This is a genomic window from Desulfitobacterium sp. PCE1 (assembly GCF_000384015.1).
In the GTDB taxonomy this organism is placed as follows: Bacteria; Bacillota; Desulfitobacteriia; order Desulfitobacteriales; family Desulfitobacteriaceae; genus Desulfitobacterium; species Desulfitobacterium dehalogenans.
Window position 1 is genome coordinate 1,634,720 of record NZ_KB913023.1, and the last position, 15,445, is coordinate 1,650,164.

Consider the following 15,445-nt stretch of genomic DNA (forward strand, 5'->3'; position numbering starts at 1 on the left):
AAAGGACTGTTGGCCAACAGAATCCAATCAAAATAACGGAGGTCATCCCAAATGAATTTTACACAAAATGAGAAACTAAAGCAACTATCCGAAAGAAGTATTGTGATCGGAGTGGACATCGCCAGCGAGCTTCATTACGCCAGGGCTTTCGACTGGCGAGGAGTCGAGCTAGGCAAAGTATTCAAGTTTGAAAACAGTGCTGAAGGATTCAAGGATTTCTACGCATGGATTGAACATTTAAAAAGGCAAGCACAAAAGGACTGTACAGTGGTAGGCGCAGAGCCAACCGGCCATTACTGGTTTGGCCTGGCATCCTACCTAAAAGAGCAAAGCATAAAGTTAGTCCTCGTCAACCCATTCCATGTAAAGCGTAGTAAGGAGCTTGATGACAACCACCCCAGCAAAACGGATGCAAAGGACCCCAAAACCATCGCTAAGCTGGTCATTGAGGGTAGATACAATGAACCCTATATACCGGAAGGGATCTATGCAGAACTGCGAATAGCGATGGTTTGCAGAATGCGCATCCAAAAGGAATTGAACAGTATAAAAAATCGCATTCAGCGGTGGCTGAAAATCTACTTTCCCGAGCATGAAACGGTATTTGGAAAGTTTGATGCCACAAGTAGCATGCTGGTATTGCAAGTTGCTCCGCTACCTAAGGACATTGAAAGGCTGGGAGTAGAAGGAATAAACCGAATTTGGAGAGACAACAAGTTGAGAGCAGTGGGAATGAAAAGGGCTAAGAGCCTGTATGAAGCTGCTCAGAAGAGCATTGGTTGCACCGAAGGAGAGTCTTGTTCCCGAATGGAAATTCAGCTATTACTCCAAGACTATCACACTAAAACGGCACAATATCAGGCAGTCACTGAAACCATTGATGGGTTGTGTTGTCAAATCCCCGAAGTAGCCAAGTTACTTGAAATTAAAGGTGTTGGCCTTGTTACTGTGGCAGGTTTTCTCTCCGAAGTTGGGGATATCAAGCGTTTTAATTCTCCAAAGCAAATTCAAAAACTTGCGGGCTTAGCCTTGCGAGAGAGTAGCTCGGGTAAGCACAAAGGACAGACCACGATCAGCAAGCGCGGCCGCGCACGACTAAGGGCGATTCTATTTCAGGCAGTAATGCCACTCGTCGCAAAAAACGCAGAGTTTGCAGAGATACACAACTACTATACGACCAGGAGTAAGAACCCTCTGAAGAAGAAACAATCGTTAATTGCCTTAAGCTGTAAACTGATTCGGGTGTTTTATGCCCTATTAACAAAGGGTACAGACTATGACCCGAAGAAGCTCATTACAGACATACATCGCCCAGCTGAGTATTTAGCTGCGTAAGAGGAATAGTAGCGAAACCATAAGAAACAAACGATCTTTGGGTTAAAGCGTCACCCCAGAAGCGAACAATCTAGGTAACCTAGCAAGACAAAAGAGCTGGTAGTCAGTCGCATAGTTCACCATTAGAGCAAAGACTCGGTTGAGGAGCATAACTGACACCCAATCATGGATAGGTGGAACGAAGGAATTTAGGGCAGGTTTTAACCTTGACCCTGTTAGACATGGGAGGTTTACCACCGTGAGAATAATGGGTTTACAACGGCCAACATATGCCAAAAAAGCAGACGTTTGCTTTGCTATACCCAAATTCTCTGAATTAGGCATTCTATGCGAATTCTATCCGTGGTGAGCTAGTTTGTTTGGTAAGGAATTCTATGAAAAAGCGAGATATTCAAAGAAAATCAAAAAATATTATAGGGAGGTGCTCTATGTTGGAAAGAGCAATATATTTAATCACTGGCGTTATGGCGTCTGGAAAATCAACAGTTGCGGAACTGCTTGCCTCAAAAATGGAAAAAGGTGTGCATCTGCGCGGCGATGTGTTTCGCCGAATGATTGTATCAGGACGTGCCGAGATGTCCGCACAGCCGTCCGATGAGGCTATCCGGCAGTTGCATCTGCGCTATCGCTTGACCGCAGATGCTGGAAAAACCTATTATGACAACGGATTTTCCGTTGTTTTGCAGGACAACTACTACGGAGAAGAAATATCCCGCATATTGGATATGTTGAAGGACTATCCTGTTCAAATAATAGTACTCTGCCCGAATGTAGAGACTGTAAAAAAGCGTGAAAAAATGCGGGGAAAGATCGGTTATACTGGCTTTACGGTAGAGGCTTTGTATGCGGATTTCATGAAGGAGACTCCAAAAATAGGCTTTTGGCTGGATACCTCGGAACAGTCCCCCGAACAATCAGTCGAGGACATTTTGTTACACTTTGCGGAATAATAGAGTTGGAGAGAATTATATGCCTAATAAAACATAGTGAAAATACATCGCATACAAGCAAATCTAGATGCTAGAAATCTTTCATCTGCTAAGCTTTGTGAAAGAGTCGGAATGCGTAAAGAGGCTCACTTTATTGAAGACTATTGGAATAAGGAAGAATGGACGGATAGCTTTATTTATGGAATGTTAATATCGGATTTCTACAAACACTCTTGAATTAATCAAGAATAATAATAATATGCCCCATTAATTAGAAAAGAGAATTTAGTAAAGTACATTTTAGATAGCATTAAACTAAATAGTCAGATTTGTGACGAAAATACAACTTTTATGAAAAAATTTACGAGTTTTATCAAAGAAAGTATAAAAATTCACTGAACTAGATGATGTAATTCATAAACTGAGCGAATTGCAAAACAGTAAGTAAGGTATCAGACTCCACCAAGGAATGAGTGGGTCTTCATGACATCATTTTTGTATCCTCAAGGCATATTGGAGACGGTAGTAAGGATTGAAAGGAAATAGTTGAAATAGCTGGATTGAAGGTATCTTAAGAGAATATATAGGTGTGTTTCTGTTCCCTTAGACGATGAGTTTAGGGGGATTTTTGTTAATTTAAAAATCTAAGTTAGATGCAACCACTGGAGCCATTTATCAAAAGTGAAGAAAAAAAGGTAGCAGATGCAGCTTCTTTTGCTGTCGATATTCTTTCTCAAACCCATCTATGTATATTAAAGAGATTTTTCTTTCTCCTGATAGAAAATTAATGGCTGTGAATACTTGCTCCAATAAAAGTGAATATATATTTATTATTGATGAGATAAATGGTATGGTAAGTCCGGAGTTAATTGGCAGTGCAAGAACACTATTCGGAGCAAAGAAAGGATATGAGGTACTCATAAGAATTGACAACGAAAACTATTCTTCAATTTCCAATGTTATTTGGAATAACAATCAAGAGATTAATTTTGATGCTAATTTATCCTATGCTAATACCGAAATTATAGAGGATGTATCTGTTAAGTATGATTTTGCTAGGAAATTGTTTGAAATAGAACCTAATCAATAGAGTGTATAAGGGAGTATAAAGGAGTTTATCTTTATATAAAACCCTTTACTTCTGCGTATTAGTGTCATCACCTGGCCCCAACCCACGTTGAGTGCGATGACGAATAGTGCCATTGAAATATCACAAGGATTAGAAAAAGAACGATATTCTTCCGCAAGACGTTGTAATTGAGCATTGGATTTTAACCGGATAATATAATATACCACTATCTTTTCAAAAGAACCGTGAATAATTCAGGTTACATATGAATATTGGAGTTTAGCGACAACTACGTTGACAAATACCGTTTCCTATAAAAATAAAACTGCAGGTCCCAAAGAACCTGCAGTTGTCGTACTCTGTTTATAAAATTTAACAAGAGGCAGCGGGAAAAGCGATGTTCCTGGTCTCAACAGTGCGAATGAAATCGGCAGGATACCTGAGCCGGGCGCCAAAATTATGAAAGCAACCAACACGGAGGCGATCTATAAACCTAACTTTTTCTTCATTGCATCAGGATACAGGCTATGCGTCAAGGCGTTTTCCGCGGTAATCAATCCTTCTTCGTACAGGGTCAGCAAGCTTGTGTCCATGCTGACCATTCCATAATCTGCCGAGGAGTAGATCGTCGAATCGATCTGATGGGATTTGGAGTCCCGGATCATGGTCCGGATCGCGTTATTGCACAGCATAACCTCGAATGCGGGGACAAGGGTGCCCTGCGTAGAAGGGATCAGCTGCTGGGATATGACCGCCTGCAGCACCATGGAAAGCTGGATCCTCACCTGCCGCTGCTGATTGGCCGGAAATACGTCGACGATACGGTCCACCGTGTTGGCGGCGCCTAAAGTGTGTAAAGTGGAGAATACCAATTGACCGGTCTCCGCAGCCGACATGGCGATGGAGATGGTCTCAAAATCTCGCATTTCCCCCAGCAGTATCACGTTGGGAGCCTCTCTCAGGGCAGCCCTGAGTCCCCTTTCGTAACTGGGGGTGTCCATGTAGATCTCACGCTGGCTCACGATGCTTTTATCATGTTTATGGAGAAACTCGAGGGGATCTTCCAAAGTAATAATGTGAGCCTCCCGAGTCTTGTTGATCTTATCAATGAGGCAGGCCAGAGTCGTGGATTTGCCGCTTCCGGTGGGCCCTGTAACCAAAATAAATCCCTTATTCTTTGCATAGAGATCGATGACCTGCTTTGGTATCCTGAGGACCTCGGGATCCGGCAGCTTAAACAGTACCACCTTCAGCACCGCAGCCAGGGAACCTCTTTGCATAAACGCATTGACCCGGAACCGCCCCACGTTGGCGAGAGAAAAAGAGAAATCATCGTCATGATCTTTTTTCAGAATGTCGATGTCTCTCCCCGCAAAGTCATAGATCTGGCAGATCATCGTTTCCGTATCCGGCGGCAGAAGCCTCTCCCCCATGGATATGATTTTTCCGTTTGAGGAATAGGAAATCTCTTTGCCTGCAATGATGAAAATATCTGCGGCATGGTCATTTACGGCATCTGCCAGATATTTTTTCAGATCCAAAACAACACCCACTTTCTATTCCGTAATCGAATCGTCAAATTCTGTCTTAAATTGATCATAATCCCATTGTGATGCGGGCATGATCTTACGTGACAGGATCGTATAGCGGGTGCCCTCTGATTTTAGTTCTACCATCAGGTTTTGCCTGTCCGAGACCGGTATGACAAAGGAATCGCTCTCCAATGGGTGGCCTGTCTTTAAGTCGGCATCTACGGACGCCAGAATTTCTTCTACTTCATTATCCGCAGCATAGTACTCGGTTAAAGCGTCAGCAGCTTTTTGAGTCAGCTTCCAGTCTGCGTTGGCAGTCATAAGGGAAAGAGCGCCCAGTGTTGTCAGGCACAGGGCGACAAAAATCATGATGATGGATGGGCCGCCGATCCCGACACCCATTTTCAGCTTTTTATCCATTTCAGTCCACCTCGCCGGATGAAGCATCGATACCTATTTGTTCTGCATAATATTTTTTGGCGGTTAACCGGTAAATGATTTTCTCGTCTGCCATCGCCGTGTAATTGTAAACGACCATTGTTCCGACCTGCCTTTGCTGGAAAGTGACTTCAGTGGTCACGGTATACATCGCTCCGGAAGGATCAACAGCTTCCCAATCTTCTGTATAGCCGGTGGTCCTTATTGTTGGAAGAATATCCGCGAGCCGGGCGGTTTTATCCGTTTCGGCCGCCGTTTGCACTGCCAGAACGGCTCCGTTCAAAGCGACCGTATCATCCGCCAGACGGAACGCCTTGGCAAATACCTGGATCGTGACTGCTCCGACGAAAGAGAAGAACAAAACAACAATAATCAGCTCGATCAAAAAAAGGTGGGCTCTTGACATTCCTTTGAATTTCACTGCGATCCTCCTCCCTGGCTCGTTCGGAAGGACAGAGACAGACCGCGGGTTTTTCCATTATGGTCTTTGGTTTTGATATCCAGCAGATTGCCCTTCAAATCAAATTCAAGTCCGTAGCTGGGAATGATCGCAAGTCCTTCTTCAAGCAGAAATGGCGTACCCTTTTCAATATATACCTCATAAAGAGAACCTTGATATTCATAGATCCAGGTTTGGCAGATCTCTCCACCTTCTGGTTGCTCCAGCACGAGAGCATCGACTCCTTCCTTCTCGACGATCCGGATCGAATCGATAACATCACTTTGCCGTACCTTTGTGCCGATATAGGAAAGGGGCGTTCGGAATTCAAAGTTGGAATCCATATTCTCCTTGATCCCCTTGTAAATATTTGCTCCGAGAATAACCGCTATCAAAGATCCAAAAGCGAAAACGCAGAGGAGCGCCAGAATAAAAATAAAATCCAGAGATCTATTATGTATGCTCCATTTGAATTTGTAGTCCATATTCTACCTCTCCTGTCACATCGAGGAATCGATTACGGTAATATCGGGCAGGATGTTTCCTGCAAAGACTTCGTAGTGAACGATAAATCGCTCATGGTCATAGATGACCCCGTAGTTGTCTTCTAAATAGTTTATATTCGGAGGATACATTCCTTCAATGGCATAACACTGGACCGTTGCCCTCAGAACGGCATTCTGCAGAATCAATCGGCTCTCCTCATCGGATGCTGCAGAGGCGTTGCCGATCCCTGCGTACAGGAAAAGCAAGAGGCAGAGAAAAATCAGAACGGGCAATATTAAGCTCTTCCAAAAACTGTCGCCATTTTTATCAAATGTTTTTATTCTACTATTCATCACAATTACTCCTATCCAATGGTGGAAAGCACACCGAGAAGAGGGAACATTACCGACACTAGAATCGAACCGATGAGCACTGAAACGATAATGATCGAAACGGGCTCGATCATAGCGACCTTTCTCATCAAAGCAGTCTGATATTCCTCTTCATAGATCCCGGCTATGTACTCCATTGCAGAATCCACCGAACCGGCTTGATATCCCATGGAAAGCAGTCCGGTCATCGCATTGGATAAGAGATCGGATTTTTGAAGCGCTTCGATGAAAGGCAGCGCACCCTCGGCCATCAGTGCCCTGGCGCCCTCTACCTTTTTCCCTACGGTTCGGTCTGAAATTGCCTGGGAAGAAAGCCGCATGGCAAGCTCCAGATCAAGACCGCTGGACAGCATGAGGGCCATGGAAGAGGTGAAGGTTGCCACAGCAAATTTTTCCGATGTTTTTTTACCCATCAGAAAACCTGTGAAGGCAGTTCTGCCTGATTCCATCCTCGTCATGAAAAGTCCTGCGGCTACAAGCAGTAGAAACAGCAAAACAAGCACCAGCGAATACTGATTGAAGAGAGAGCCGATTTTCATGATATGGGAGGCCCAAGGGGACATCTGTGTTCCCAGGCTTTTAAAAACTTGTTCAAAGACCGGAAGGACTTTGGCGGCCAGAAAAATTAGAACGATTAACATCATTAAAATCAAAACAAAGGGATACACGACTGCACTTCTGATGTGATCTCTCATCGACTGCTGACGGTTGTAGTAGGCGGACAAAGCAGTCAATACCGTGTCCAGTTTGCCTGAGCTTGTACCTATTTCCACCATATGGATCATATATTCGGGAAAGACAGGAGAGGATCTCAAAGCTACATCCAGCATGTCACCCTTCGCAAGCTGCGTTGAGACATCCTGAAAGATAGCTTTTTTTTGTACGTTTGACGTATCATCGGCAATCATCTGCATGCCGGCATGCAGCATGATCCCGGAGCGAATCATCATGGAAATCTGCTCGCAAAAAACGGCAAGATCCCTGAATGAAAGTTGCTTCATAGCATTACCTCCATTGTCGATAGGAAAATCTTAAGAGATAAGTTTCGCATGTATGATCAGCCTGTGCGTGTCGGATCCCTTGGGAGCGCAAGTGATCAAGGTAAGAATGGCAGCATCGTCTGTTTGTGCCAATACCGAGGTGTCGTCAGGAAGTACGGTGAGTATTTCATAGGCTTCATAGATGTATTCGGTCTTATTGTACTCGACGGTGATTCGGTCGCCGATTGCCACCTCTCCCAATCTGCTGAAAAGGGAGCCGAAGGTATGGTTCCTGTGACCGGCAATGGCGGAATTTCCGATTTCACCGGGCATCGGCGTTGCAGTAAGATGTCCGGCACCCCAATTAAGGTCCTTGGAAGTAGTGCCCTCCACCAGAAGAAGGTTGATCGATGCACTTTGGATTTTGATGCGTCCGATGACTGTGGGATTATAAGCCGGGACCGCCAGCTTCGCAGGTTCTTCGGATAGGGAGGAATCGGAGGGAACAGAAGTAAAGGCAGTATCCAAATCCTCTATTGAGCTTCTCATTTCCTGAGTGTTCAAATATTCATCGTAAAGTTTGTCCTGCTGATAGCCTGTATACAGAGAACCGGCGATCGGTATGAGAATGATGATGATTCCTGTTATGATGAGCCAGGTCGAAACTTTTTTCATACAGATCATTCCTGTCAGAGTTTCATTTCGTTATTATAGCATTATAAGGAATTAAGAGAGTATATTCTATTGAATCGGGATACCTTTGCAAATTATATCATATTTTTACCAGGAAATATTGATCTTTAGAAAAAAGTAGTAGATAATAATAGTTATAAATCTGTTGACCCATTATAATTCATTATATTGACTCGCAATATTTTTTGAAATTATTGAAGGAGAGGCAATTTGATGGAAAAGACCGGAAGCAAAGTGAATAAGAGGATTCTTGAGATCCGGATGCTCGGTGATTTTTCATTTTGCAGCAACGACCGGATGCTATCCGGAGATAAGGTCAGGGGAAAGCAGATCTGGAGTCTTCTTGAATATATTATGGTGAACCGCCATAATGAAATTTCAATGGACGGACTGATCCAGGCCCTGTGGAGGGATGATGAAATTGAGGATCCCGCCAATGCGCTAAAGAACCTCGCTTACAGGCTGAGAGTAACGCTGAAGAATTCACTCGATCTGGAAGACGAGGTTATCCTTTACAAGCACGGCGCTTACGTATGGAATAAGAATGTTCCGTGCATTGTCGATGTGGATGAGTTGGAAGCGGTCTATAAGGAAACCCAACAGAAAAGTCTGAGCAAAGATGAACTTCTCACCAGATATCGAAAAATGATCAATATTTATAAAGGGAATTTTATGCCTCAGTCCTCGTTCAAGGAGTGGATCGTTCCCTTTAACGTGTATTATCAGCGCATCTATATGGAATCCGTGGCCGCCTGCTGTGAAATCCTGCTGGAAAGAGAGGATTTCAGATCAGTGGAAGAAATCTGCCACAGAGCGATTGTCATCGATCCATTTGTAGAAACGAACCATGCTAATTTGCTCAAAGCCTTGATCGGATTGAAGAATCACGACAAGGCCGTCGATCATTACAATTATGTGAATAAATTGTTTTATGACGAACTGGGAGTCAGGCCTTCCGATCTGGTAACCAAGCTCTATCACGACGCGACCAATAAAAATACGGCCCTGAACCAGGATATCGCCTTGATCAAGGATAACCTGAAAGAAGTGGCTAAGATCCTTGGCGCTGTTTACTGTAATTATGAACAATTTAAAATGATTTATCAGCTTGAGGCCAGAGCGGCGCTCCGGTCGGGAAAATCTATTTTTATCGCACTGCTCACCGTTACGGGTAAAAACAAGAAGGAGCTTCCGAGAGAGAGTCTGGACGTGACCTTCGATAAGATAAAAAATGCCATCGTTTCCTCCCTGCGCAAGGATGACGTCGTTACAAGATACGGGAGGACGCAGTTTCTTCTCTTGCTTTCCAACCTTACATATGAAGACGCCAACACGGTATTGAACAGACTTGTGTGGAAGATCAACGAAAGCGGCTTCCATAACAGCATTGAAGTTTTTGGGCAATTTCAGTCACTCGATCCGATCGAATTGGAGGAGAGAGATGTTTCAATTTGAGAAGAGTACTATTTCGAGCAACATCGCGAAATTTAAGGTGATGATTGAGACAACGGAGAATCATGATGTTGCGGGGACTCTTTATAACGATTCCTACGCCATCGCCATCGATTTTCAGGGCATAAGACAAATGTTAAGCATTCTGGACGACTTTTTTGATTACGTCAATTTTCCCCAGGCGACACATGAGAAGAGAAGCTTCAGCGAGTCGCCGTCCAGGAAGGAGAAGCATCCGCCCCGCGGACTCAGAGAAGTTTCTCCGGAAGAGATGAAAGACAAGCAGCCAGCCTTTCTTCTTCACGTCCAGTTCCGTCAGAACTCGACCTGGCAGGGTACACTATCATGGCTTCCGGAACAGAAAACCAAGCGGTTCCGCAGTGAATTGGAAATGATAGGCATGATTGCGGAAACCTTAAAGAAATAATCTGCAAAAATAAATATTGTATCTTTTATGATTGAATTGTGACTGGGGCATCCCATAATTAAGACGATCGATGAAAAAATATGTTTTTTTTGACCAAGCAGTTAGGTATATAATAGATTAAGGAGGGCTTCTTATGAGTGAGTCGACAAAAAAGAACGATTGTAAGGCTACGTTTACGATACAAATACAATTTCAGCAGAATGCTACCTGGCAGGGCAGCATTGCATGGGCGGAAGGCGGTAAGTGCCAAAACTTCAGAAGCGAATTGGAAATGCTGAAATTAATGATGGAAGCAGTGGCCGGCAACAAATCTGATGACGCGGAAGATACTTTGGATACATGGAAATAAGGAGGCGGAACGCATGAAAAGAAGATTACTGCTTTGCATAGCTGCATTTGTTATATGGATTATGGCCGGGGCTTCCGAAGTATTTGCAGCCGATTATTTCAATACGAGCGACATTGGCAAAGGAGTGATCCGTATAACCTATGACGGGGGCGGTAAAACGAAGGTAATGATTCAAAAAGAGGACGAGAAGTATACCTACGATATCAACAGCTCCGGAAAGACAGAAAGTTATCCGCTGCAGTTCGGCGACGGAACGTATAAGATCAGTCTTCTTGCCAATACCTCCGGAAACTCCTACAAGCTGATTGCATCCAAGAGCGTCGATGTGAAGATAACCAATCCCAATTCCGTGTACCTGACCTCGATTCAGACTATCAACTGGAATGTGGACTCCAAGGCCGTCGCGAAAGCGGCGGAACTCACCAAGGATATCGACGATCTGGGAAAGAAGGCTACTGTATTATGGGATTACATGGTTAAGAACAACTCCTATGATTACAACAAGCTTGCTACGCTGTCCACCGATTATCTTCCGGTAATTGATCAGACCCTTGCCGAGAAAAAGGGGATATGTTACGATTTTTCTTCATTATATGCGGCAATGCTGAGAAGTCAGGGAAAGCCTGCAAAATTAGTTAAGGGATATGCTCCGAAAAATGCCGCCGGCTATCATGCGTGGAATGAGGTATACGACGAGAGCAAGGGCCAATGGATCGTAATCGACACGACCTATGATCTTCAGGTAATCGCAAAGAATCCTAAGATTACAATGGTAAAGAACGCTAAGGATTTTAACAAAGTGTATGAATATTGAAGACAATCCAACTGCCACATGTTTCATTCTCCCGAGTCAAACAGGGATGTGAAACATGTGGTTTTTTTATTTGCAGCAAATAAGAAAGACCAGATCCGGCATCTGAATACATGCTGGTAATGGTTCATAGATGAAACTCAAAAAAGAGAATAGTTGATTTTCAAAATTATGACTGCTATGTGACTGACGAAACAGATAATGATAGCAAGAGTTTTAATTATAGCATTTTTCTGACGAGGAATCATTTTAGGCTTTTAGATTCTTAAAGGGATGCTTTGAAACGTGTTTCTTATATGGGCACTTGAAACACGCGGAGCAAATAGTGCAACCCACCTTTACATTGCAAGCTAATGTAGAGAGGATGAAGGTTTTGTCGAGAAGATTATCAAATGATTTAACTAGAAAGCAGGCAAACTGGGAACGGAACCAGAGGAAAAAAAGAAAATTGTTGCTTAGACTTACAGCATCAACTGCAGCATTTACGATAGCAACATTTGGACCGATCGCACAGACTCCGATGGCCTTTGCTAATACCAATATTCAACAGGAACAGCCTGGTGATGACTCTGGTCAATTGGAGAATGGTTTGTTGATCGTTGATGGGGTTGTATACGATATAAATACAGATACCGACGCTGACGTCGACGCGGATACTAACGTAGATGCTGATGCTGACGCTGGCTCAGATACTGACGCTGATGCTGATGCTGATGATTCAGTTTATCAAGATGTTAATTCTGATGATGATTTATCAAATGTCGGCCTAAGGTCAGCCTCTAATAATAATGTATCTGCTTCTAGTGTGGGTAATTATGCAATAACCTCGAATACCTCTCTCTCCCAATCCGGTGGAGAGACAGTCGGCAATGGATGGGGTAATGTTAAAGTTGATTTTGAGGGCGACCACACATCGAATGGTAATGGTGCTTCTTCCGAAATGTACAGAGGTAGCGATGACGCAGAGAACTCTTGGTCATTAAAAATTGTTGTTGATTCAAATAAGGATTGGAAGATTGTTGCCGAAGGAAATATTCCTGAGGGATCGTTTGACATTTATGTACAAGAAGGTAACGGAAAAAATACAGTAATAAATAAATATACAATTACCGTTTCGAATTCAGTGAATGGCGAAATACGAGAAATAACGCTTGGTTCTGGAACAGGAAAAGGCTCTGTTAATGAAGTAAGATGGGCTGGTGGGTCTGGGTTTACTCCGAATGACGATGGCGACTCCGATAGTGATTCGGACTCCGACAGCGATTCGGATTCTGACAGCGACGCTGATGCCGATGCCGATGCCGATGCTGACGCCGATGCTGACGCCGATGCCGATGCCGATGCCGATGCTGACGCCGATGCCGATGCCGATGCCGACGCTGATGCCGACGCTGATGCCGATGCTGACGCCGACGCTGATGCCGATGCTGACGCTGATGCCGATGCCGACGCTGACGCCGATGCCGACGCTGACGCCGATGCCGACGCTGATGCCGATGCCGACGCTGACGCCGATGCCGACGCCGATGCCGACGCTGACTCTGACGCCGATGCCGATGCTGACGCTGACGCCGACGCTGATGCCGACGCCGACGCTGATGCCGACGCTGACGCTGATGCCGACGCTGACGCTGACGCTGACGCCGATGCCGACGCTGACGCCGATGCCGACGCCGATGCCGACGCTGACGCCGATGCCGACGCTGATGCCGACGCCGATGCTGATGCCGACGCCGATGCTGATGCCGACGCTGACGCTGATGCCGATGCCGACGCTGACGCCGACATAGAGATTTTGGATGAAGAAATACCGGCGGGTCCAGTAGAGGTTTTGGGTGAAGAAGTAACGGTGGGTCCAATAGAGATTTTGGATGAAGAAATACCGGCGGGTCCAGTAGAGGTTTTGGATGAAGAAGTAACGGTGGGTCCAATAGAGATTTTAGATGAAGAAATACCGGCGGGTACAATAGAGATTTTGGATGAAGAAGTACCATTAAGCGCCTTGCCTCAGACTGGTGGTGCCGGAACTGGGCTCTTCTACGGCATAGGTACCTTAATGGCCGCCTTAGGATTAAAATTAAGAAAGCATAGATGATGATAGAAATATAACCCAATATAGACTGATAAGGCCGTGATTTAATTCCGGCCTTATCGATTTTTTTAACAATATGTGTAGTAAAATGTTTAAGAGAGATGAAAACAATAGGTTTGACTAAGAAAGATGAAAGTTAGAGAGGAAGACTTAAGTGAACCGACTTAACAAAATTAAGGACGATTCTGATCTAAAAAAAATGCTTGATGAATTGAAAGATCAAATATTTGCACAAAAAACCGTTGTGTCAGAAAATATGGAACTGTTTTTTTCGAACAAGCCAAAGTACGTAGTTTTTTTATCTTTTAGCGACGGAAACTCCAGAGCCTATGTTACGAAAGGAATAGGCAACTCAGTTGAAGTCAGTTGGAAAAATGCAGTAGACTTAATGAAGAAAAAAATCAAAGAGACAGAGATCAATCCTATTTGGATAAAAGCAGATATCGTCAGAAAAATAAAAGCGTATCAATATCAAGAGTTTATAAGATATATTTCTGAAATCAAGATAAACTATTTTAGAGAAGGAATTTCCTTGGACAATATGTTTAATATATCTTTTTTAGAGCAGGAAGTGAATTCAAATGTGTTTATATACGATGTAAAAGATTCCTATCAAAAAAAGAAGCATTTAGTATGGAAGAATATCAACTATTATCTCAAGAGGAATACAGGAAACAAATATCAGTTTGATGAAAATTCCATTGCTTATATATACACCTTTACCACCCTCGGATTTTTCCATGATGGAATGAAATGCTATCCCTTGTGCAGTGAGGGGCATGAAGTTGGGCGCCGGTCAATAGAGAAGGTTGATGAAGCATTACTTAGAGATATTATAAGTAACGCTTCGAATTTCTTATCCAATCAGATTGATGAAACCGGAAAATTTTGTTATGGGTATTTCCCTTGCTTTGATAAAATTGTTCCTCATTACAACATATTAAGGCACGCAAGCACGACTTATTCAATGCTTGAAGCATATGAATTCAATAAGGATCCAAAACTAAAGGACAGCATTAAACGTGCATTGGAATATCTAATGAATGAAGGAATTGAATTATTCAAAGATGATGATGAGAATAATATCGCCTTTGTAATTGAAAGGTTAGAAAAAGGAGATGCAGAAATTAAGCTGGGGGCCAATGCTGCGGCTATACTGGCCTTTGCCAAATATACGAGAGTCTTTCATGATGAAAAATACATTCCAATTATGCAGAATTTAGCAGAGGGAATCAGATTTTGCCAAGATGATCAAGAAGGGTCGTTTGTCCATATCTTGAACGTCCCCGATCTATCTGTTAAGGAGAAGTACCGCATTATTTACTATGATGGCGAAGCTGCTTTCGCCTTAATGCGGCTATATGATATAGATAAAAATGAGCGATGGATAAATACAGTTGAGAAGGCCTTTGAACATTTTATTAAAAATGATTATTGGAAACATAGCGACCATTGGTTAAGCTACTGTTCCTATGAGTTAATGAAATATAAACCGGAACAGCGAAATATTGCGTTTAATCTACGAAATGCCAGTGGGATTTTGGATTTTTGTTTAACCAGGGAAACTACATATCCGACGCTACTTGAATTATTAATGGCAACTTATTGCATGATAGACAAGCTTAAAAGAGAAAATGTTTTTCTTGAGACTCTTGAATCTTTTGACTACTCCAAGTTTATAGATGCTATCGAACATCGTGTGAAACATCAACTAAACGGGCTTTTTTTTCCGGAGGTAGCCATGTATTTCAAGGCCCCAGGAAAGATCCTTTGGTCGTTTTTTATACGCCATCATTCTTTTCGGGCAAGAATCGATGACAATGAACATAATATTTCGGGGTATTGCAGTTATTTGCACAACAGATTAAAGGCAAATGAAATCCCGATTGGCGGCGATAACGGCAATTAAACAGAGGCATACTCTCGCCGCCAAGGGGATATCAGAGGGGTACGTCATCATTATTATACACTCAAGGCATGTGGAGTGCGTAATAATGATGACGTATGTGGTAAGAAGGGTA

General features: G+C 43.4%; 16 protein-coding genes and 1 riboswitch. Of the genes, 9 read left to right on the forward strand and 7 right to left on the reverse strand.

Annotated elements, in window-relative coordinates:
* The first annotated feature begins 51 nt into the window (after window positions 1-51).
* The 3 genes from DESPCE1_RS0108165 (at window position 52) to DESPCE1_RS21240 (ending at window position 3,354) form a co-directional block, all read left to right on the forward strand.
* Complete coding sequence (locus DESPCE1_RS0108165; protein ID WP_019850133.1) at window positions 52-1,335, forward strand: IS110 family transposase; 1,284 nt, start codon at window positions 52-54, stop codon at window positions 1,333-1,335.
* 431 nt (window positions 1,336-1,766) lie between these two features.
* Window positions 1,767-2,285, forward strand: coding sequence for an AAA family ATPase (locus DESPCE1_RS0108170; protein WP_028305507.1), 519 nt, complete (start codon window positions 1,767-1,769; stop codon window positions 2,283-2,285).
* Between the two features lie 766 nt (window positions 2,286-3,051).
* Entirely contained in the window at window positions 3,052-3,354 is a 303-nt protein-coding gene (locus tag DESPCE1_RS21240; RefSeq protein ID WP_019850135.1) for a hypothetical protein, read from the forward strand.
* A gap of 464 nt (window positions 3,355-3,818) precedes the next feature.
* Here DESPCE1_RS21240 and DESPCE1_RS0108185 read toward each other — a convergent pair whose 3' ends face one another.
* The 7 genes from DESPCE1_RS0108185 to DESPCE1_RS0108215 are packed head-to-tail and all read right to left on the reverse strand — an operon-like array spanning window position 3,819 to window position 8,275.
* Window positions 3,819-4,874, reverse strand: coding sequence for a type IV pilus twitching motility protein PilT (locus DESPCE1_RS0108185; RefSeq protein WP_019850136.1), 1,056 nt, complete (start codon window positions 4,872-4,874; stop codon window positions 3,819-3,821).
* A 15-nt stretch (window positions 4,875-4,889) separates the two neighbouring features.
* Entirely contained in the window at window positions 4,890-5,285 is a 396-nt protein-coding gene (locus DESPCE1_RS0108190) for a hypothetical protein (RefSeq protein WP_019850137.1), read from the reverse strand.
* A gap of 1 nt (window position 5,286) precedes the next feature.
* Window positions 5,287-5,724 (reverse strand): hypothetical protein, encoded by a 438-nt coding sequence (locus tag DESPCE1_RS0108195; RefSeq protein ID WP_019850138.1) that lies wholly within the window; start codon window positions 5,722-5,724, stop codon window positions 5,287-5,289.
* Complete coding sequence (locus tag DESPCE1_RS0108200) at window positions 5,721-6,227, reverse strand: DUF4860 domain-containing protein (protein ID WP_019850139.1); 507 nt, start codon at window positions 6,225-6,227, stop codon at window positions 5,721-5,723. The genes DESPCE1_RS0108195 and DESPCE1_RS0108200 overlap by 4 nt, the downstream gene beginning before the upstream one ends.
* A 15-nt stretch (window positions 6,228-6,242) precedes the next feature.
* Window positions 6,243-6,581: a hypothetical protein gene (locus tag DESPCE1_RS0108205; protein ID WP_019850140.1), complete on the reverse strand. Its 339-nt coding sequence runs from the start codon at window positions 6,579-6,581 to the stop codon at window positions 6,243-6,245.
* Between the two features lie 11 nt (window positions 6,582-6,592).
* On the reverse strand, window positions 6,593-7,621 hold the full coding sequence (locus tag DESPCE1_RS0108210) for a type II secretion system F family protein (RefSeq protein ID WP_019850141.1): 1,029 nt from the start codon (window positions 7,619-7,621) through the stop codon (window positions 6,593-6,595).
* A 30-nt stretch (window positions 7,622-7,651) separates the two neighbouring features.
* Window positions 7,652-8,275 (reverse strand): class D sortase, encoded by a 624-nt coding sequence (locus tag DESPCE1_RS0108215; protein ID WP_014793569.1) that lies wholly within the window; start codon window positions 8,273-8,275, stop codon window positions 7,652-7,654.
* A gap of 231 nt (window positions 8,276-8,506) precedes the next feature.
* Between DESPCE1_RS0108215 and DESPCE1_RS0108220 the strand changes: the two genes are divergently transcribed.
* The 6 genes from DESPCE1_RS0108220 (at window position 8,507) to DESPCE1_RS0108245 (ending at window position 15,333) form a co-directional block, all read left to right on the forward strand.
* Window positions 8,507-9,748, forward strand: coding sequence for a BTAD domain-containing putative transcriptional regulator (locus DESPCE1_RS0108220; protein ID WP_019850142.1), 1,242 nt, complete (start codon window positions 8,507-8,509; stop codon window positions 9,746-9,748).
* A complete protein-coding gene (locus tag DESPCE1_RS0108225) occupies window positions 9,735-10,172 on the forward strand; it encodes a hypothetical protein (protein WP_014793571.1) in 438 nt (145 codons plus the stop codon). The genes DESPCE1_RS0108220 and DESPCE1_RS0108225 overlap by 14 nt, the downstream gene beginning before the upstream one ends.
* 133 nt (window positions 10,173-10,305) lie before the next feature.
* Window positions 10,306-10,521 (forward strand): hypothetical protein, encoded by a 216-nt coding sequence (locus DESPCE1_RS0108230; protein ID WP_014793572.1) that lies wholly within the window; start codon window positions 10,306-10,308, stop codon window positions 10,519-10,521.
* A 13-nt stretch (window positions 10,522-10,534) separates the two neighbouring features.
* The gene (locus tag DESPCE1_RS0108235) at window positions 10,535-11,335 is read left to right on the forward strand and encodes a transglutaminase family protein (RefSeq protein WP_019850143.1); all 801 of its coding nucleotides are present in this window, start codon (window positions 10,535-10,537) and stop codon (window positions 11,333-11,335) included.
* A gap of 259 nt (window positions 11,336-11,594) precedes the next feature.
* Window positions 11,595-11,678: riboswitch (cyclic di-GMP riboswitch) on the forward strand.
* Between the two features lie 594 nt (window positions 11,679-12,272).
* The gene (locus DESPCE1_RS22980; protein WP_172637596.1) at window positions 12,273-13,427 is read left to right on the forward strand and encodes an LPXTG cell wall anchor domain-containing protein; all 1,155 of its coding nucleotides are present in this window, start codon (window positions 12,273-12,275) and stop codon (window positions 13,425-13,427) included.
* Between the two features lie 151 nt (window positions 13,428-13,578).
* Window positions 13,579-15,333, forward strand: coding sequence for a hypothetical protein (locus tag DESPCE1_RS0108245; protein WP_019850145.1), 1,755 nt, complete (start codon window positions 13,579-13,581; stop codon window positions 15,331-15,333).
* The last annotated feature ends 112 nt before the right edge of the window (window positions 15,334-15,445 follow it).